The organism is Flavobacterium stagni, from assembly GCF_004122105.1.
Classification (GTDB): Bacteria; Bacteroidota; Bacteroidia; order Flavobacteriales; family Flavobacteriaceae; genus Flavobacterium; species Flavobacterium stagni.
Genome location: NZ_SBKN01000001.1, coordinates 838591 through 857717, shown reverse-complemented (window position 1 = coordinate 857717; position 19127 = coordinate 838591). Strand labels below are relative to the sequence as shown.

The following is a 19127-nucleotide window of genomic DNA, read 5'->3' as shown; positions in this document are numbered from 1 at the left end:
GACTAGGCGTTTCGACCCATTAATTGCAAACCGAAGGCGTGCAAGATCGCTTTGGCTTCACTGCTAATTTGCAACTGGTCCAAACATTGAAAAGCTTTTGCGGTGTAGGATTCAATAGCTTCACGTGTTGCAGCTACGGCGCCTGTTGATTCAAAAAGACTTTTAATGGATTCTATTTTATCCGTTGGGTCAACAGGTTGAATGGAATACAACTGCATCAATTGTTCGCGGGTTGCTTCATTGGCAAACTCCAGCGCTTTGAGGTAAAGCACTGTTTTTTTGTTTTCGATAATATCGCCGCCCACTTGTTTTCCAAATACTTCGGGATCTCCGAAGGCATCGAGATAATCGTCTTGCAATTGAAAGGCGATGCCTAAATTTCGACCAAAATCATAGATTAAATCGGCATTTTCTTTGGATGTTTGCGCCACGATAGCACCCATTTTCAAGGCAGCACCAACAAGCACAGCGGTTTTGTATTCGATCATTTTCAAATACTCATCCAAAGTAACATCATCGCGGGTTTCAAAATCGACATCGTATTGTTGTCCTTCGCAGACTTCGATTGCCGTTTTACTGAACAATTTGGCCAAATCCCGAAATACAGCGGGTTCATATTCTTCAAAATGTTGGTAGGCTAAAATCAGCATGGCATCACCGGAAAGGATGCCTGTATTGATGTTCCATTTTTCATGTACCGTTTCATGACCACGACGCAGCGGGGCATCATCCATGATATCGTCATGCACTAAGGAAAAATTATGAAACACTTCTACAGCAGTAGCAGCTGCTAAAGCTTTTTTGCAATCTTCTCCAAAAACCTCAGTCGCCATCAACGTGAGTACGGGACGGATTCTTTTACCACCTAAGGAAAGAATATATTGAATGGGTTCGTAGAGATTTTTTGGCTCTTTCACTACGGATGAAGTTTCAAAATAATCCGCGATAAGTGATTGATAATGCGCTAAAGATTGCATGTGCTTCAAAATTAATTCCGACAAAACTAAGGAATTCCGTCACGAAACACTTCATAAATTCTTCAAAAATGTCCAACGTTAAATTTCTGTTAAGAACACGGAAACTTTTTTAGTATTAAAAGTTTCCATTTTACATTTGTAGCCGAAATCGTAAAAAGGACACACTTATGCAACATGCATTTTGGACCATAGACACGGCTGCTTCAGATGTTCTCATCAAGCCCCGACGAAGAGTAGGGCGTTATTTGAACAGCACCATTACCTCAACACAAGGATCCATTCATATAGAAAATGATGCGTTAACCGACGCGACCATCGAATTTGATTTGGATTTGAGTCCGAACCAACGTTCGACCTTTTCCCCAAAAATCAGTTTCAAGTCGGTTGGTTTTCAAAAAATCAATGCCAATATCAATTTCATAAAAGGTATACTCACGATGAACAATGTGAGTAAGATGGTTGAAATGGAAGCTGTGTTGACATCATTGACACAAGAAAACGGGATCAATAAGGCCGGATTTGAAATTTATGGCACATTGACCAAAAGAGAGTTTGGTTGGAACGATCACGAACCCATTATGATTGATGGATTTCCATTAGGACAACACATTAATTTGACCGCACATTTGGAATTTACACAATATGCTTTAGCGCAATAATTATGAAAGAAAAAATCATCAAAAAGGCAACGGAGATGTTTTTGAAGTTAGGCTTCAAAAGTGTTACAATGGATGATATTGCCTGTGAGATGTGTATTTCGAAAAAAACGATTTACAAATACTTCAGCAACAAAGAAGCGTTGATTGAAGAAGGCACAGAAGTCATTCATCAAAAAATTCACACCCTAATGGACGAAGTGGTTGCCCGCAACTACAATGCTATTGAAGAGAATTTTGAAATGCGCAACATGTTCAAAGAAATGTTTCAAACCTTTGATCATTCACCTGCTTATCAATTGAAAAAGCACTATCCTGAAATTTATGACAAATTGATTGTCAATGAAATGGAAGATTGTCGCCACATGTTTCGCAGCAATATTGAAAAAGGAATATCCGAAGGTTTGTACCGTGAAAATGTGGATGTTGATGCTGCTGTTCGGTTTTATTACACCTTGATTTTTGACATCAACGGCAATACAATGCTCGAAAAAGAGGCGTATGAATTGGAAGCCAAAGCCTTAGAATACCACACCCGAGCCATCGCTACATCGGCGGGCTTAGTAGAATTAGAAAAACAATTATCAATCCATACTTAATCATCAATCTCATGAGAACTAAACTCTATGCAATTCTCCTCATGCTCCCGATGGCACTCATGGCACAAGAACAGCCGCAGTCGTATGCGTTTTCTTTAAAAGAAGCCATTGATCATGCTATTCAGCATAATTATTCGGCGATCAATGCCAACCGTGATGTGGAGGCGGCCAAAAAGAAAAAATGGGAAACCACCACAATGGGGTTACCTCAAATCAGTGGCAGTGTCAACTATCAAGACAATTTTAAATTACAGAAATCGTTAATTCCTGCTGAATTTTTTGGAGGACAACCGGGCGAATTCATTCCGGTTACTTTTGGAACCAAACACAATATGAATGCGGCGTTAACGCTTAGTCAGTTGATTTTTGACGGCTCCTATTTAGTAGGTTTACAATCCGCTAAAACGTATTTAAAAATTTCTGAAAATGCGAAAGTAAAAACCAACCAAGAATTGCGCGAAATCGTGACTACTTCGTATGGCAATGTGCTTTTAGCGGATGAGAGTATCGTGATTTTCGAACGCAACAAAGCGGCTTTGGAAAAAACCTTAAACGATACCCGTGAAATCTACAAAAACGGATTCACAGAAGAGGAAAATGTGGAGCAGTTACAAATCACATTAGCTTCAGTGAATAGCGCTTTGGAGAATGTAAAACGCCAAAAACGTATCGCCTTAGATATGTTAAAATTAGTTTTAGGTGTAAATTTGGAAGACCAACTTACTTTAAAAGATAAACTAGATTATCTGACCCAAACCAACATGGATTTGGCGATTTTAAAAGAACAATTTGAGGTAAAAAACAACATTGATTATCAAATTGGTCAAAATACCTTAACCAGTTCTGAGTTGTTGTTGAAATTGGAAAAAAGTAAAGCATTACCCTCTTTGGGTGCTCAAGTAAACTTTGGAGCCAATTCCTTCGGAAATAAATTCACGTTTTTTAATTCAGACCAACAGTGGTTTAATTATTCCAATTTAGGTGTTGGATTAACTGTTCCAATTTTCAGTAGTTTAGGGCGAAGTGCTCGTACCCAACAAGCAAAAATTGCTGTGGAGCAATCGAAAACTCGACTAACAGAAACGGAACAAAAGTTAAAACTACAATTTGAAAAAGCAAAAAGCGATTATGAGTTCAGTTTGGAACAGTTGGGCACCTCCAAAAACAATTTGAATTTGGCAGAACGCATCGAATCGAAAAACCAAGTGAAATTCAAAGAAGGTTTGACCTCGAGTTTTGACCTTACCGACGCACAACGCCAATTGTACACGGCACAACAAACCTATCTACAAGCGATGGTAGACGTGATTACCAAGAGAGCAGCATTAGAAAAATTACTCAATAAAAACTAAATAAATACTCCCTATATCCATGAAAAAATATATCACCCTTGTTTTAGTCACAACACTATTAGTAGCTTGTGGTAAAAAAGAAGACGCTTCGGGCAACATTGACGCCTTAATTGAAGCTAAAAACGCAAAAGAATTGCAGTTAAAAAAAGCCGCTTTGCAAGCAGACATCAACAAGATCGACGCAGCATTGACTGAACTGAACGTTAAAGTAGACGAAGCGTTGGTTAGTGTTCAAGCGGTAAAAGACACCGTTTTTAACCATTACTTAGAAGTGCAAGGTAATGTTGACACTAAAGAAAACATCTTGATCCAACCTGAATTTAGTGGAACACTTGTGTCACTTAATGCGAAAGCGGGTCAGCACGTAAGCAAAGGGCAAGTTTTAGGTCGTGTAGACGATGCCGGTTTGAGTCAGCAATTGGCAAGTTTAGAAAATCAATATGCCTTAGCAAAAACCAATTTTGACCGTCAGAAAAATCTTTGGGACAAAAAAATTGGATCGGAAATGCAGTATTTGCAAGCCCAAACCAATATGATTACGGCTCAAAAAGGAGTCGCACAATTGAAAGCACAATTAGCAAAAACGATCATTCGCGCTCCCTTTACAGGAACCATTGATGAAGTTTTTGTAGAAAAAGGACAAGTAGTTTCGCCAAGTGCTCAAGGGTTAATGCGCATTGTAAATGTGAGTAACATGTATGTTTCTACAACTGTTCCAGAAACCTATGTAGGCAAATTAAAAGTGGGTACCGAAGTGGATGTTTTCTTAACTTCTTTAGGAAAAACCTACAAAGGAAAAGTGCGCCAAGTGGGGAATTTCATCAACCCAAGCAACCGTAGTTTCGGTATCGAAGTAACTGTACCCAACCCACAAGGATTGCTACGCCCGAATCAAGTGGCGAAATTACGCATCATTGATTATGTAAATAAAAAGGCATTAGTAGTCCCTACCAATGTTATTCAAAAAGACGCGAATGGTGAAAGTTATGTTTATGTAGCTTCAGAAGTCAACGGAAAAACCGCTAAAGCGAAAAAAGTGGTTGTAAAAACAGGACAATCGTCGGATAATTTCACTGAAATCTTAAGTGGTTTAGCTGCTGAGGAATTGATTGTAACAGACGGTGTGAATACGATTTCAGAAGGAATGAAATTGAATTTTTAATCATATAAAATCAACTCATTACAACAAATATGAGCAAACATAACAAAGAATTTAGCATCTCCAGTTGGGCTGTGGACAACCGAGTTACGGTGTACATCCTAACCTTCATCATCGTGGTGGCGGGAATTTACTCCTACATCTCGATGCCTCGAGAAGATTTCCCTGAAATCATTGAAAACAAAGTCTATGTCTCCTCTGTATTCCCAGGAAATTCCGCAGAAGACGTAGAGAAATTGGTCATTAAACCACTGGAAAAAGAGTTTAAAAACATTAGTGGGGTTAACAAAATTACGTCGAGTTCGTTCCAGGATTACGGGATGATCATTGTTGAATTTGATGATAAAATTGGCATCGAATTGGCCAAACAAAAAATCAAAGACAAAGTTGACAATGCCAAAGCCGATACCGACTGGCCGAATTTGGATAACGGAAGTAAAGTCGAACCCAACGTATTTGAATTGAACATTTCTGAAGAAGTGCCGATTTTAAACATCAACTTAAAAGGCGATTACACGGCCCAACAGTTGAAGAAATTTGGGGAAAAACTTCAGGATGATATCGAAGAAGTTCCCGAAGTGAAAAAGGTGGACATCTTGGGTGTGGACAATAAAGAAGTGGAAATTGCGGTAGATATCTTCAAAATGACGGCGGCTCAAGTGAGTTTTGACGACATTCAAAATACTGTTCGCAACGAAAACATGACGCTTTCTGGAGGAAATTTGATTTCACAAGGATCGCGTAACAACATCCGTATCATCGGGGAAATGAAAGATCCTGCAGAATTGAACAACATCATTGTAAAATCTTTCGGAGGTTCTGTTTATTTGAAAGACATCGCGACCATTAGTTTTAAAGAAAAAGAGCGCACTACCTACGCCCGTGAACGCGGAAAAGAAGTGGTGATGCTGAACGTGAAAAAACGCTCGGGTCAAAACATGATTTCGGCGATCGAACAAGCTCGTGAAAAAGTTACCGAAGCACAAGCTAATTATTTGCCAAAAAACTTATCGATTGAGTTTACGAGTGACCAATCATCACGCGTAGAACACCAAGTGAACGAATTATCCAACCACATTATCTTCGGGATTATCTTGGTAATGATTGTGTTGATGTTTACTATGGGATTACGCAACTCGTTATTCGTAGGAGCAGCCATTCCGTTGTCGATGTTCATTGCTTTTGCACTGTTGGCTTCGATGGGCAAAACCTTAAATACGATGGTATTGTTTGGTTTGGTAATGGGACTAGGAATGTTAGTAGACGACGGTATTGTGGTGGTTGACAACGTTTTTGCCAACATGAAGAAAGGAATGTCGCGAATCCAAGCATCTAAGTTAGGGATTGGCGAAATTGCATGGCCCGTAATTTCCTCAACAGCAACAACCTTAATGGCGTTCTTGCCATTTGCCTTATGGCCGGGCACTATGGGTAAATTCATGATTTACTTCCCGATGACGTTATCGGTAACTTTAGGTGCCTCTTTGTTTGTGGCGATGGTTGTGAATGCCGCCATGACGGGTGGTTCGATGGATATTGAAGACCGAAATGTTTCCAAAAAGAGCATTCGAAGAAACACCCTATATATAGGTATAGCTGCCGTAATTTTCTTAGTAGCTGGTTACACTACAGGTGGTGTTTTCTTGAAATCTATGGGACACATTGCTGTTTTGGTTTTGGGTATGATGTGGGCGTATCATGTGAAAATTTACCAATGGACACAAGATTTCCAACACAGCTTCTTCCCAAGAATGGAAGAAAAATACAAAGTGTTTTTAGCTAAAATCCTTACCGGAAGAAAAGCGTGGTATGCCTTTTTCGGTATCATCGGAATGTTGATCTTATCCTTTGTATTGGTGGGAGTATTCCCGAGAAAAGTTTTGTTCTTCCCAGATAATATTCCGAATCAGGTCATTACTTACATTGAGTATCCTCAGGGAACGGACATTGACAAAACCAACAAGGCCACCTTATTTGTTGAAAAACAAATCATTAAGATTCTAGACAAATACATCGACAAATCGGATAATGAAAATTATCTTGCTGAATCTATCGTTTCTCAAGTAGGTGTGGGCGCAGGTAATCCCAATGTGGATGCCGGTTCCGCCAATGAAACGCCTTACAAAGGAAAAGTAACCGTAAATTTCCGTGAGTTTAAATTTAGACGTGGCGTAAATACAGCTGAATTATTGGAGGAAATCCGCGGTTTGGTAAAAGGTATTCCCGGTGCAACGGTTACGGTTGAAAAAGATTCCAACGGACCTCCAGCAGGATACCCAATCAGTTTAGAATTGAAAGGTGAAGATTACAATGAAATGTTGGCAGAATCCCAAAAGATTATTGCTTACATCAATTCGAAAAACATCGAAGGTATTGAAAAACTTCAAGTAGACATCAATAAAAACAGTCCGGAGCTTGAAGTTCAAGTGGACCGCGCCAATGCAGGAAGTTTAGGAATTTCTACAGGTCAAGTGGGATTCACTTTACGCCGTTCGGTCTACGGACAAGAAATTTCAACCTACAAAGAAGGTGATGACGATTACAATATCGTGATGCGTATGCAAGACGACCAACGTAAAAACGAAAACATCTTGTTCAACCAATCGATGACGTTCCGTAATCCGAATAATGGACAAATCATGCAGGTGCCTATCGCTGCGGTATCGCATAACAAGAAAACGGAGACGTTTAATATGATTAAGCGTAAAAACCACAAACGCGTAATGACGATTTACTCGAATGTGTTGACCGGTTTCAATGGTGATGCGATTACCAAAGAAATCAAACAACAAATGGAAAGCTATAAGTTGCCTAAAAACATCACCTATGGCTTCTCAGGAGTTCAAGAAGAACAAGGTAAAAACCAAACGTTCTTGAATATTGCTTTCTTGCTTGCCATTGCAGGTATTACCATCATTATTGTATTGCAGTTTAACTCAATTTCGAAGACATTGGTAATCCTCTTTACGGTATTGTTGAGTTTCAGTGGAGTGTTTTACGGTTATGTTATTGCCAATATGGATTTCGTGATTTTGATGACCATGATGGGAATTATCTCGCTGGCGGGAATTGTAGTGAAAAACGGTATCGTATTAATGGACTTCTTTGTTTTATTAATGGACCGAAAAGTTGAAGAAAAAGGTGCAGAGACGCACGATGATTTGACTTTAGATGAAATTAAAGAAGTTATCATTGAATCAGGAAAATCGCGTCTACGTCCGGTATTGTTAACAGCATTAACCGCAGTACTCGGTTTAATTCCGTTGGCCATTGGTTTAAACTTTGACTTCTTCTCGTTAATTACCGACTTGAATCCACATATCTTTATTGGTGGGGACAACGTAATTTTCTGGGGACCGTTAGCGTGGACCATTATCTTTGGATTAACCTATGCTACCATTTTAACCTTGGTGATTGTTCCAGTAATGTTCTTCTTAGTGAAACGCATTAAATACCGTTTGCGCGATCGCAGAGCAGCGCGCTTACAATCAGAAGCCTAAATAAAAAAGGGACGTTATTGCTAACGTCCCTTTTTTATTGAATTAAATTTCCTTTTAGTTTTTACCTGCTAAAGCTTCTCTATTCCATACTTTAACTTCAGCAATAGCGCCTTGCGTATAATCTACTTCTGATAAATTCTTGTCTGTCCAGAAAAACCATTTACCAGTTTTATTTCCGTCTGTATATTCTGCGATGGCAATTTTATTTCCGTTTTCATCGTAAGATATCCATTTGCCTTCTAATTTACCATCTTTATAAAAACCTTCTTGTTGAACTTTTCCGTTTTCATAATAGTAGGTTACTTTCACCATACCATTCACTTCTTCCAACACCGGTTTGTTTTGTTGAGCAGTAGCTAATCCACCGATTAACAAAGCTGCCATTGCGATATATCTTTTCATTTTAGTAGGATTTACAAATTATTGATACACAAATGTATCGAACTCTTTTACACAAACCAAACAATTACTTAACAATTTGGTAACATTGGAGTAAAACTTAACATTGGAAAACCCATAAAAAAACCGTCAGCACCTGTAAATACTGACGGTTTCAATGATTTTTATAAAATTACTTATTTCAGCAAATTATCTAAAATTTCAATTAAACCTGGGTCAGATGGACGATTTGCATCCGCATAAAGCACCTTTCCTTGTGGGTCAATCAACAAAAAACGTGGAATTGAAGTTACCCCAAAATGCTTCATAAAATCAGACTCCCAGTTTTTGTCTGCAAATAATTGTGTGCCTCCTAATTCTTTATCGGCCACAAATTTTTTCCATTTTTCAAAATCTTTATCCACATCCACAGAGATACTTACGAAAGCTAAATTTTTGCCATGGTATTTCTCTTCTGCTTTTTTCAAATGGGGAATTTCTGCACGACAAGGTCCGCACCAAGTTGCCCATATATCAATATAAACATACTTTCCTTTAAAGTCGTCCAACTTCACCTTCTTCCCATTCACATCAACATATTCAAAGGCAGGTGCCTGGGAACCGTTCAATTTGGCTTTCTCTTTGTTTTCTTTGTAATACTTTTTTAATTGCATTAATTCTTGGACCAACATTAACTTGGACAAAGAGACAAATTTGGCATCGTAGCTTCCCGATTCTAATTTTTTAAAACCTTCATTCTTTTGATCTTCACAAAATTTATCCACTTCAGCGTCTGTAGTTAACTTCATGAACGTTTCTTCCATTTGTTCACCGGAACGTGTTTTATCGGCTAAATAATTATTTTCTAAAGCTCCTTTACCCGAAAACAAAAGGGTTTCATCAAAATTTTTAGCATCTAATTTCACGGTTAAATCAAAGCCATTTTTCAAATATAATGAGGCATATTCTTGACCATCAAACAAAAAATACATTCCTTCAGCTACTCCAAATGTAGCTTCAAAAATCCCTTTGTCGTTGGCTTTAATTTGTTGGATATCCTTACCCATATTGTTTTTAATGGTAATCACATCCGCGGTTTTGTTTCGAATATCCGCTGTAAATTTCACTTGCTCTTGCGCCCAAGTTAGGACCGTAAAAGTCAGAGCAAGTAGAGTCATCATTTTTTTCATGGTTTTCATTTCAGAATTAGTTACCCAAATATAATGAAATATCGCGCCTCAAATAGAATTTAACAAAGTTTTGTCGTGTGAGGCGATTAAATTCTTGTAATACAAAATCACTTTTTACTGCCAATTTTTTCTCAGGCAATTCGTTTAGTTTTCGTTACTTTTGCACCCAAGAATTCGTTTTTTACTAAATAAAATTACCATGTACAGAAGTCATCACTGTGGCGAATTGAACGCTACACATATTGCACAAGAAGTAACTTTGGCCGGTTGGGTTCAAAAAACACGTGATAAAGGATTTATGATTTGGGCCGATTTACGTGACCGTTACGGAATTACCCAGTTAATTTTTGACGAACAACGTACGGATGCTGCTGTGATTCAAATGGCAAAATCATTGGGTCGTGAATTTGTGGTTCAAGTAAAAGGAACTGTGATCGAACGCGAGTCAAAAAACCCAAATATGGCCACGGGTGATATTGAGATTTTAGTAAACGAATTGACCGTGCTCAATGAAGCGCAATTGCCACCCTTTACTATTGAAGATGAAACCGATGGAGGCGAAGATTTACGCATGAAATACCGCTATTTGGATATTCGTCGTAATCCGGTAAAAAATGCCTTATTGTTCCGCCACAAAGTAGCCATGGAAGTCCGAAAATACTTATCAGATTTGGATTTTTGCGAAGTGGAAACCCCTTATTTGATCAAATCAACTCCAGAAGGCGCTCGTGATTTCGTAGTGCCAAGCCGCATGAATGAAGGACAGTTTTATGCCCTACCCCAATCACCTCAAACCTTCAAACAATTATTGATGGTGGGCGGCATGGATAAATATTTTCAAATTGTAAAATGTTTCCGCGACGAAGATTTACGTGCAGACCGTCAACCTGAATTTACACAAATCGATTGTGAAATGGCTTTTGTGGAACAAGAGGATATTCTTAATGTATTTGAAGGTTTAACCCGTCATTTACTAAAAACATTACGCGGTATTGATGTTGCTGAGTTTCCGCGCATGACCTATGATTATGCAATGAAAACGTATGGTAATGATAAACCCGACATTCGTTTTGACATGAAATTTGGCGAATTGAATGCCGTAGCCCAACACAAAGACTTTGCGGTATTTAACAATGCAGAATTGGTAGTCGGAATTGCGGTTCCAGGCTGTGCAGGCTACTCGCGGAAGGAAATTGACGCGTTGATTGATTGGGTAAAACGCCCACAAATTGGCGCGCTCGGTATGGTTTATGTAAAATACGAAGCCGATGGTTCATTGAAATCTTCCGTTGACAAATTCTATGATCAAGACGATTTAAAAAAATGGGCGGAAGCAACGGGAGCGAAACCTGGCGATCTTATTTTGGTATTGTCGGGAGCTGCTCACAAAACCCGTACCCAATTATCGGCATTACGTATGGAAATGGCAACTCGATTGGGCTTACGCAAACCGGACGAATTTGCTCCTTTATGGGTTGTTGATTTTCCATTATTAGAATGGGACGAAGAAAGTGGCCGTTATCACGCAATGCATCACCCTTTCACCTCACCCAAACCTGAAGATTTTGAATTAATCACAACAGCACCAGGAAAAGTGCGCGCCAATGCCTACGACATGGTGTTAAACGGGAATGAAATTGGCGGTGGATCGATTCGCATTCACGATAAAGAATTACAAGCACGCATGTTTGAATTACTCGGATTTACGAAAGAACAAGCCGAGTCCCAATTTGGTTTCTTAATGAATGCCTTCCAATTTGGTGCACCGCCTCACGGTGGTTTAGCTTTTGGTTTGGATCGATTAGTGGCTATTTTAGGAGGCCAAGAAACCATTCGTGATTTTATTGCTTTCCCAAAAAACAATTCAGGTCGTGATGTTATGATTGATGCCCCATCAGTGATTGATACTGCACAATTGGAAGAATTGCACATTCGTTTAGCATAAATCCTAAATGAATACATAATCAAATCGCGTCTTTTAGCATATTTTTAAAAGGCGCGATTTTTTATTGTTAAATTATTAAAAATAAACCACAAACTTTATAGCACTTTTCAATTCTAAAAATATTTTTTTGTAAAGTTTTTATTTTTTTAACATTAAAAATTTGTTGGTCCAATTATTAATTTTAACTTTAGCATTATTAAATAAATATTACCCATTACAATGCAAACAGGAAAAGTTAAATTTTTTAATGAATCCAAGGGATTTGGATTTATTGTGAATGACGAAACCGGCAAAGACATTTTTGTTCATGCAAGCGGTTTAAAAGGAGAAGGCTTAAAAGAAGGCGATCGAGTATCTTATGAAGAAGAAGACGGACGCAAAGGAAAATTAGCCACTAATGTAGTAATTCTTGAAAACTAAAATATATAGATTTCTGATTACCGTATGAAAACACCTCATTTTTTGGGGTGTTTTTTTTTGGACTCAACTTCAGTTATTTAGAATTAATTTAAATAAACGAAAAAGGTCATTTTATCGGCAATCGCTCCCCTTACACCTTTGCGTTTTCAATATTGCGATGTATATTTGTGGCTATTTTAAAAACGTCTAAAAACGTAGTAGTATGCAGTCTACACAAACTGACTTTTTACCGATTCTGATTCAGGTCGGGATTTCCGTTGCCTTTGTGGCTTTAACGATTATTGGGTCCAACTTTTTAGGACCAAAACGCCATTCTCAAAGCAAAGACAAGAACTTTGAATGTGGTATTGAATCGATTGGAAATGCGCGTATTCCTTTCTCTGTAAAATATTTCTTGGTTGCCATACTTTTCGTTCTATTCGACGTTGAAGTTATTTTCTTGTACCCTTGGGCAGTGAACTTCAAAGAGTTGGGTTATGAAGGAATGATTAAAATGGTAATTTTCATGTCCCTTTTATTGGTAGGTTTCTTCTACATTATCAAGAAGAAAGCCTTAGAGTGGGAATAATTTTGAAAAGCTATGGAAGAAAATAAAACAAAAATGGTTGCTCCACCAGATGGAGTTACAGGCGAAGGATTCTTCGCAACCAAATTAAGTGATGTGGTAGGTTTAGCGAGAGCCAATTCTTTATGGCCACTTCCTTTTGCTACATCTTGTTGTGGTATCGAATTTATGGCTACCATGGCATCCCATTATGATTTAGCGCGATTCGGTTCTGAGCGTGTGAGTTTTTCTCCTCGTCAGGCCGATATGTTGTTAGTAATGGGTACCATTTCAAAAAAAATGGCACCGATTTTACGTCAGGTTTATGAGCAAATGAGCGAACCCCGTTGGGTAATTGCTGTTGGTGCTTGTGCCACTTCAGGCGGTATTTTTGACACCTATTCTGTTTTACAAGGAATCGACAAAGTAATCCCTGTTGACGTATACGTACCAGGTTGCCCGCCGCGTCCAGAACAAATTGTTCAGGGAGTAATGCAATTGCAAGAATTGGTGAAAAACGAATCCGTTCGTCGCAGAAACTCACCGGAATATAAAGAATTATTAGCTTCTTATAACCTGTAATTATGGCTTTAGAAACCGTACACATTCAGGAAAAACTCACACAACAATTCGGCGAAAATGTATTTCGTTTTGAAATGCAACGTGATATTTTTTCATTCGAAGCCAACGCTTCTATCATTCATGCCGTTATTCAATTCCTGAAAGAAGAGGAAGAGTTGAATTTCCATTTCTTAACTGATTTAGCCGCGGTACATTACCCTGACAACGATGCTGACCATCAATTTGCTGTGGTGTATCAATTGCACAATTGGGTAGAAAATACACGTATTCGAGTACGTGCTTATTTGAATGAAAACCCTGTAATTGACACCATCACGGATTTGTTTTTATCCGCTAATTGGATGGAACGTGAAGCGTTTGACTTTTATGGCGTTGATTTCAAAGGTCATCCCCAATTGAAACGCATTTTAAATATGGATGAAATGGAATCCTTCCCGTTGCGTAAGGAATTCCCTATGGAAGACGGAGGCCGTACCGATAAAGACGACCGTTTCTTCGGAAGAACCACTGTTAATTGCTAATATAACTCACACATATACATGTCCGATTTATTATTAACCCCGGAGCATCGTTATGCCAAGATCATTGAAAGTCGCCGTAATGAAGACGGAAGCGAACTTTCGATCTTGAATTTAGGTCCGACCCACCCTGCCACCCACGGGATTTTCCAAAACATCTTGTTGATGGACGGGGAGCGTATTTTGGATGCCGAACCTACTATTGGTTACATCCACCGTGCTTTTGAAAAAATTGCCGAAAACCGTGCTTTTTACCAAATCAATGTATTGACAGACCGTATGAACTATTGTTCATCGCCGATCAACAATATGGCTTGGTGGATGACGGTTGAAAAACTCCTTAATATAGAAGTCCCAAAACGTGCTCAATATTTACGTGTTATCGTAATGGAATTAGCGCGTATTGCTGACCATATTATTTGTAACTCGATTCTTGGTGTTGATACAGGTGCCTATACAGGTTTCTTATATGTGTTCCAATTCCGTGAAAAAATCTATGAGATTTATGAGGAAATTTGTGGTGCACGTTTAACCACCAATATGGGACGTATTGGCGGATTTGAACGCGAATGGTCAGAGGAAGCTTTCAAAAAACTGAATGCTTTCTTGGATGAATTTCCTGCCGTTTGGAAAGAATTTGAAAACCTTTTTGAGCGTAACCGTATCTTCATTGATCGTACGGTAAATGTGGGTCCAATTTCTGCTGAACGCGCTATGCAATACGGATTTACGGGTCCGAACCTACGTGCAGCAGGTATCGATTATGATGTACGTAAAGCAGCCCCCTATTCTTCTTACGAAGATTTTGAATTTGATATCCCTGTTGGACAATCGGGTGATACTTACGATCGTTTTTGTGTGCGTAACGCTGAAGTTTGGGAAAGTTTGTCGATTATTCGTCAAGCCTTAGCCAAATTACCTGAAGGCCCTTACCACGCTGACGTTCCCGACTATTACCTTCCTCCAAAAGAAGACGTATACCACAATATGGAAAGCTTAATTTATCACTTTAAAATTGTGATGGGTGAAGTTCCTGTACCTGTGGAAGAAATTTACCATTCAGTAGAAGCCGGAAACGGTGAATTAGGTTTTTATTTAATCGCTGACGGTAGTCGTACGCCGTATCGTTTAAAATTCAGAAGACCTTGTTATATCTATTATCAAGCTTATCCGGAAATGATTAAAGGCGCAATGCTTTCGGATGCGATTGTGATTTTATCCAGTTTAAATGTAATTGCGGGCGAATTAGACGCTTAACAACTATGGAAAAACACCATTATACTCAGGAAATAAATATTACCGATGCCTTGATGGCTCGTATCAACGAGTTGGTCAGTCATTATCCTGCAGACAAAAAGAAATCGGCTTTGATTCCGGTTTTACACGAAGTTCAGGATGCCCATGACAATTGGCTGAGTATCGAGCTACAAAACAAAGTAGCCGAACTATTAGAAATTAAACCTATCGAAGTCTATGAAGTGGTGACTTTTTACACCATGTTCAACCAAAGACCGGTTGGGAAATATATGTTGGAATTCTGTCAAACCTCACCTTGTTGTCAACGCGGCGTAGAAGATTTGATGGATTACACCTGTCAAAAATTAAATGTAGGCATCGCTGAACCTACCGCTGACGGACTATTTGAAGTTCGAGGTGTGGAATGTTTGGGTGCTTGTGGCTATGCGCCGATGTTACAATTGGGCGACTATTACCACGAACATTTGACCAAAGAAAAAATCGATCAGCTTATCGACGACTGTAAAACCGGTGATATAACTTTTTACGATAAATAAGAGCATGGGAAGAAAGATATTATTGGACAAAATCAATGTTCCGGGAATTAAATCCTATGAAGTATATCGTCGTGAAGGCGGTTATGCCTCCGTGGAAAAAGCCTTGAAAATGACTCCAGAAGCCATCATCGAAGAAGTAAAAACTTCGGGATTGCGCGGTCGTGGAGGTGCTGGATTCCCTGTAGGAATGAAGTGGAGCTTTATCGATAAAAAGTCGGGAAAACCACGTCACTTGGTTTGTAATGCCGACGAATCGGAACCGGGAACATTCAAGGACCGTTACTTAATGGAATACATTCCGCACTTGTTAATTGAAGGAATGATTACGTCAAGTATTGCTTTGGAAGCGAATCTATCCTATATCTACATCCGCGGAGAATACATGTGGGTGTTCAAAACCTTAGAGCGTGCGATTAAAGAAGCGTATGCTGCAGGTTGGTTAGGAAAGAATATTCAAGGTTCGGGTTACGACTTGGATTTACACGTACATTGTGGTGCTGGAGCTTACATCTGTGGAGAAGAAACGGCTTTGATTGAATCGTTGGAAGGAAAACGCGGAAATCCACGTTTGAAACCACCATTTCCTGCGATTAGCGGTTTGTGGGCTAACCCAACCGTAGTTAATAATGTGGAATCCATTGCCGCTGTGCCATGGATCATCAATAATTCAGGTGCTGATTATGCCGCTATCGGAATCGGCCGTTCGACAGGAACCAAATTAATTTCGGCTTCAGGTAATATCAAAAAACCGGGTGTTTATGAAATTGAATTGGGGATTTCTGTTGAAGAATTTATCAACTCAGACGAATATTGTGGCGGTATGGAAACCGACCGACCTTTGAAGGCTTTAGTACCTGGAGGTAGTTCGGTGCCAATTTTACCCGCTCACTTAATTTATAAAACAGCCAACGGGGACGATCGTTTGATGACTTACGAAAGTTTGTCAGACGGTGGATTTGCCACGGGATCCATGTTGGGTTCGGGTGGATTTATCGTGTACGATGATCGCGCTTGTATCGTTCGCAACACTTGGAATTTTGCACGTTTCTACCACCATGAAAGTTGTGGTCAATGTACGCCTTGCCGCGAAGGAACCGGTTGGTTAGAAAAAGTATTATGGCGTATCGAAAACGGCCAAGGTCGTGAAGAAGATATTGAGTTATTATGGAGCATCCAATCCAAAATTGAAGGAAATACCATTTGTCCTTTAGGAGATGCTGCCTCATGGCCCGTAGCTGCTGCGATTCGTCACTTCAGAGAAGAATTTGAATACCATGTTCGTTTCCCTGAAAAAATCAAAAACAGAGATCACTTTACTCACGAACCCTTTGATAAGGTGCGTCATTTAGTGGCTCCACAAAACGTATAATTAGTATTGTATAAAATGGAAAACGAGTTTATCGGATTCCAATAGACAACCTACAAAAGATGAAAGTAACAATAGACGGACACGAAATCGAGGTAGAAGCTGGGACCACCATTCTTCAGGCTGCCCGAATGATTGGAGGCGATGTCGTTCCTCCAGCCATGTGTTACTATTCCAAACTAAAAGGCACAGGCGGTAAATGCCGTTGTTGTTTAGTGGAAGTAACCAAAGGTAGTGACGCTAATCCTACTCCAATGCCAAAACTAGTCGCTTCTTGTGTGACAGGTTGTATGGACGGCATGGAAGTAAATAGTAAATCTTCTGAACGTGTAACCGAAGCACGCAAAGCCGTAACTGAATTTTTATTAATCAATCACCCGCTTGATTGTCCTGTTTGTGACCAAGCTGGGGAATGTGATTTGCAAAATTTGAGTTTCGAACACGGAAAAGCACAAACGCGATTCATTGAAGAAAAACGCACCTTCGAACCTGAAAACATAGGTGATAAAATTCAGTTGCACATGAACCGTTGTATTTTATGTCAACGTTGTGTTCAAGTGGCTGAACAATTGACTGACTATCGCGTTCATGGAGTTTTGAATCGTGGTGATCACGCTCAAATTTCGACCATGGTTTCTGCAGCTATCGACAATGAATTCTCAGGAAATATGATTGACGTTTGTCCAGTGGGTGCTTTGACCGATAAAACATTCCGATTCAAATCCCGTGTATGGTTTAACAAACCGTTCAATGCACACCGTGAATGTACCACTCCAGGTTGTTGTGGTAAGGTAACAGTTTGGATGTTTGGTAACGAAATTCAACGGGTAACGGCACGTAAAGATGAATTCCATGAAGTGGAAGATTTCATCTGTAACACCTGTCGTTATGACAAAAAAGAAGTTTCGGATTGGACCATTGAAGGTCCTCGTAAATTCGAAAAAGATTCGGTAATCAATGTCAACAACTATACCCGTAAAATGGATAAAGTTGTGATTAATACGGAAAAAGGTATTTTGATGGGTCGCGATGAAGACCGTAAAAAAATCAGTATGGCCGACATTGATTATAATGAAAAGATTGACGGAACTCAAGTAAAGAAATAACATGGACAGTGCATTAATTATTGAAAAAAGTATTTTCATCGTAGTCGTTTTTGCGGTTACCATGTTGATGGCTATGTATTCTACTTGGGCAGAGCGTAAGGTAGCGGCTTTTTTACAAGACCGTGTCGGACCCAACCGTGCAGGATGGGGTGGATTATTACAACCGCTTGCCGATGGTTTGAAGTTATTTGCTAAAGAAGAATTCGAACCCAATACACCCAACAAATTTTTATTCTTTGTCGGACCTGGAATCGCGATGGCGACTGCTTTAATTACGAGTGCTGTAATTCCTTGGGGTGACAAATTAGAATTGTTCGGACGCACTATCCAATTACAAGCCACAGACATCGATGTTTCGATTTTGTATGTTTTTGGTGTTGTTTCAGTTGGCGTTTACGGAATCATGATTGGGGGTTGGGCTTCAAATAATAAGTTCTCCTTAATGGGTGCTGTTCGTGCAGCCTCTCAAATGGTATCTTACGAAGTAGCTATGGGACTATCCATCATTGCTTTGTTGATGATGAGTGGATCGTTAAGCTTACACGATATTACAGTACAACAACACGGAATGAACTGGAACATTTGGTACCAACCTGTTGGTTTCTTGATTTTCTTAATTTGTGCTTTTGCGGAAACAAACCGTACACCTTTTGACTTAGCAGAATGTGAAAGTGAGCTTATTGGTGGATACCACACGGAATATTCTTCGATGAAAATGGGATTCTATTTGTTTGCTGAATATGCTAACATGTTCATCTCTTCTACCTTAATTTCAGTTTTATACTTTGGAGGTTACAACTACCCAGGCATGGATTGGGTAGGTACAAATTGGGGAACCAATGCCGCTACTTTACTTGGAATTGGGGCGCTTTTCGCTAAAATCTGTTTCTTCATTTTCTTCTATATGTGGGTGCGTTGGACAATACCGCGTTTCCGTTATGACCAATTGATGAATTTGGGTTGGAAGATTTTAATCCCGCTTTCGATTATTAACATCATGATTACAGGAGTTTGTATTCTGGCTTTTAAATAAGAAACAAAA

At 39.3% G+C, this 19127-nt stretch carries 18 protein-coding genes; 15 read left to right on the top strand and 3 right to left on the bottom strand.

The genetic code is table 11. The features are described 5' to 3' along the window. Positions 1 to 2 precede the first annotated feature (2 nt). Positions 3 to 977, bottom strand: coding sequence for a polyprenyl synthetase family protein (locus tag EQG61_RS03730; protein WP_129460545.1), 975 nt, complete (start codon positions 975 to 977; stop codon positions 3 to 5). A 167-nt stretch (positions 978 to 1144) separates the two neighbouring features. Between EQG61_RS03730 and EQG61_RS03725 the strand changes: the two genes are divergently transcribed. Genes EQG61_RS03725 through EQG61_RS03705 form a run of 5 tightly spaced genes read left to right on the top strand, consistent with a single transcriptional unit; the run spans position 1145 to position 8243 of the window. Continuing rightward, positions 1145 to 1636 (top strand): YceI family protein, encoded by a 492-nt coding sequence (locus EQG61_RS03725; protein WP_129460544.1) that lies wholly within the window; start codon positions 1145 to 1147, stop codon positions 1634 to 1636. 2 nt (positions 1637 to 1638) lie between these two features. Beyond that, positions 1639 to 2232 (top strand): TetR/AcrR family transcriptional regulator, encoded by a 594-nt coding sequence (locus tag EQG61_RS03720; protein ID WP_129460543.1) that lies wholly within the window; start codon positions 1639 to 1641, stop codon positions 2230 to 2232. A gap of 11 nt (positions 2233 to 2243) precedes the next feature. Then, complete coding sequence (locus tag EQG61_RS03715) at positions 2244 to 3584, top strand: TolC family protein (RefSeq protein WP_129460542.1); 1341 nt, start codon at positions 2244 to 2246, stop codon at positions 3582 to 3584. Positions 3585 to 3603: 19 nt separating this feature from the next. Then, positions 3604 to 4746: an efflux RND transporter periplasmic adaptor subunit gene (locus EQG61_RS03710; protein ID WP_129460541.1), complete on the top strand. Its 1143-nt coding sequence runs from the start codon at positions 3604 to 3606 to the stop codon at positions 4744 to 4746. A gap of 29 nt (positions 4747 to 4775) precedes the next feature. Further along, a complete protein-coding gene (locus EQG61_RS03705; protein ID WP_129460540.1) occupies positions 4776 to 8243 on the top strand; it encodes an efflux RND transporter permease subunit in 3468 nt (1155 codons plus the stop codon). A 54-nt stretch (positions 8244 to 8297) separates the two neighbouring features. Here the strand turns inward: EQG61_RS03705 and EQG61_RS03700 are convergent, their stop codons facing one another. Further along, the gene (locus tag EQG61_RS03700) at positions 8298 to 8645 is read right to left on the bottom strand and encodes a toxin-antitoxin system YwqK family antitoxin (RefSeq protein WP_129460539.1); all 348 of its coding nucleotides are present in this window, start codon (positions 8643 to 8645) and stop codon (positions 8298 to 8300) included. Positions 8646 to 8818: 173 nt separating this feature from the next. Beyond that, positions 8819 to 9820, bottom strand: coding sequence for a TlpA family protein disulfide reductase (locus tag EQG61_RS03695; RefSeq protein ID WP_235829021.1), 1002 nt, complete (start codon positions 9818 to 9820; stop codon positions 8819 to 8821). 190 nt (positions 9821 to 10010) lie between these two features. Between EQG61_RS03695 and aspS the strand changes: the two genes are divergently transcribed. From aspS to nuoH, 10 genes are all read left to right on the top strand, one after another. Further along, the gene (gene aspS / locus EQG61_RS03690) at positions 10011 to 11756 is read left to right on the top strand and encodes an aspartate--tRNA ligase (RefSeq protein ID WP_129460537.1); all 1746 of its coding nucleotides are present in this window, start codon (positions 10011 to 10013) and stop codon (positions 11754 to 11756) included. Positions 11757 to 11975: 219 nt separating this feature from the next. Then, positions 11976 to 12176 carry a cold-shock protein gene (locus EQG61_RS03685; protein WP_129460536.1) on the top strand — a complete coding sequence of 67 codons (201 nt, stop codon included), beginning with the start codon at positions 11976 to 11978 and terminating at the stop codon, positions 12174 to 12176. Between the two features lie 202 nt (positions 12177 to 12378). Continuing rightward, a complete protein-coding gene (locus EQG61_RS03680) occupies positions 12379 to 12744 on the top strand; it encodes an NADH-quinone oxidoreductase subunit A (protein ID WP_129460535.1) in 366 nt (121 codons plus the stop codon). 12 nt (positions 12745 to 12756) lie between these two features. Further along, the gene (locus EQG61_RS03675; RefSeq protein WP_129460534.1) at positions 12757 to 13302 is read left to right on the top strand and encodes an NADH-quinone oxidoreductase subunit B; all 546 of its coding nucleotides are present in this window, start codon (positions 12757 to 12759) and stop codon (positions 13300 to 13302) included. A gap of 2 nt (positions 13303 to 13304) precedes the next feature. After that, on the top strand, positions 13305 to 13823 hold the full coding sequence (locus EQG61_RS03670; protein ID WP_129460533.1) for an NADH-quinone oxidoreductase subunit C: 519 nt from the start codon (positions 13305 to 13307) through the stop codon (positions 13821 to 13823). Between the two features lie 18 nt (positions 13824 to 13841). Beyond that, on the top strand, positions 13842 to 15077 hold the full coding sequence (gene nuoD, locus EQG61_RS03665; RefSeq protein ID WP_129460532.1) for an NADH dehydrogenase (quinone) subunit D: 1236 nt from the start codon (positions 13842 to 13844) through the stop codon (positions 15075 to 15077). Between the two features lie 5 nt (positions 15078 to 15082). Continuing rightward, positions 15083 to 15613: a complex I 24 kDa subunit family protein gene (locus tag EQG61_RS03660; RefSeq protein ID WP_129460531.1), complete on the top strand. Its 531-nt coding sequence runs from the start codon at positions 15083 to 15085 to the stop codon at positions 15611 to 15613. A 4-nt stretch (positions 15614 to 15617) separates the two neighbouring features. Continuing rightward, the gene (nuoF, locus tag EQG61_RS03655) at positions 15618 to 16982 is read left to right on the top strand and encodes an NADH-quinone oxidoreductase subunit NuoF (RefSeq protein WP_129460530.1); all 1365 of its coding nucleotides are present in this window, start codon (positions 15618 to 15620) and stop codon (positions 16980 to 16982) included. A 59-nt stretch (positions 16983 to 17041) separates the two neighbouring features. Continuing rightward, the gene (locus EQG61_RS03650; protein WP_129460529.1) at positions 17042 to 18085 is read left to right on the top strand and encodes a 2Fe-2S iron-sulfur cluster-binding protein; all 1044 of its coding nucleotides are present in this window, start codon (positions 17042 to 17044) and stop codon (positions 18083 to 18085) included. Between the two features lies 1 nt (position 18086). After that, entirely contained in the window at positions 18087 to 19118 is a 1032-nt protein-coding gene (nuoH, locus tag EQG61_RS03645) for an NADH-quinone oxidoreductase subunit NuoH (protein WP_129460528.1), read from the top strand. The last annotated feature ends 9 nt before the right edge of the window (positions 19119 to 19127 follow it).

Bases quoted from the DNA above. Each gene is read 5' to 3' on its own strand.
- EQG61_RS03730 (WP_129460545.1), bottom strand. From the start codon at position 977: ATGCAATCTTTAGCGCATTATCAATCACTTATCGCGGATTATTTTGAA.
- EQG61_RS03725 (WP_129460544.1), top strand. From the start codon at position 1,145: ATGCAACATGCATTTTGGACCATAGACACGGCTGCTTCAGATGTTCTC.
- EQG61_RS03720 (WP_129460543.1), top strand. From the start codon at position 1,639: ATGAAAGAAAAAATCATCAAAAAGGCAACGGAGATGTTTTTGAAGTTA.
- EQG61_RS03715 (WP_129460542.1), top strand. From the start codon at position 2,244: ATGAGAACTAAACTCTATGCAATTCTCCTCATGCTCCCGATGGCACTC.
- EQG61_RS03710 (WP_129460541.1), top strand. From the start codon at position 3,604: ATGAAAAAATATATCACCCTTGTTTTAGTCACAACACTATTAGTAGCT.
- EQG61_RS03705 (WP_129460540.1), top strand. From the start codon at position 4,776: ATGAGCAAACATAACAAAGAATTTAGCATCTCCAGTTGGGCTGTGGAC.
- EQG61_RS03700 (WP_129460539.1), bottom strand. From the start codon at position 8,645: ATGAAAAGATATATCGCAATGGCAGCTTTGTTAATCGGTGGATTAGCT.
- EQG61_RS03695 (WP_235829021.1), bottom strand. From the start codon at position 9,820: ATGAAAACCATGAAAAAAATGATGACTCTACTTGCTCTGACTTTTACG.
- aspS (WP_129460537.1), top strand. From the start codon at position 10,011: ATGTACAGAAGTCATCACTGTGGCGAATTGAACGCTACACATATTGCA.
- EQG61_RS03685 (WP_129460536.1), top strand. From the start codon at position 11,976: ATGCAAACAGGAAAAGTTAAATTTTTTAATGAATCCAAGGGATTTGGA.
- EQG61_RS03680 (WP_129460535.1), top strand. From the start codon at position 12,379: ATGCAGTCTACACAAACTGACTTTTTACCGATTCTGATTCAGGTCGGG.
- EQG61_RS03675 (WP_129460534.1), top strand. From the start codon at position 12,757: ATGGAAGAAAATAAAACAAAAATGGTTGCTCCACCAGATGGAGTTACA.
- EQG61_RS03670 (WP_129460533.1), top strand. From the start codon at position 13,305: ATGGCTTTAGAAACCGTACACATTCAGGAAAAACTCACACAACAATTC.
- nuoD (WP_129460532.1), top strand. From the start codon at position 13,842: ATGTCCGATTTATTATTAACCCCGGAGCATCGTTATGCCAAGATCATT.
- EQG61_RS03660 (WP_129460531.1), top strand. From the start codon at position 15,083: ATGGAAAAACACCATTATACTCAGGAAATAAATATTACCGATGCCTTG.
- nuoF (WP_129460530.1), top strand. From the start codon at position 15,618: ATGGGAAGAAAGATATTATTGGACAAAATCAATGTTCCGGGAATTAAA.
- EQG61_RS03650 (WP_129460529.1), top strand. From the start codon at position 17,042: ATGAAAGTAACAATAGACGGACACGAAATCGAGGTAGAAGCTGGGACC.
- nuoH (WP_129460528.1), top strand. From the start codon at position 18,087: ATGGACAGTGCATTAATTATTGAAAAAAGTATTTTCATCGTAGTCGTT.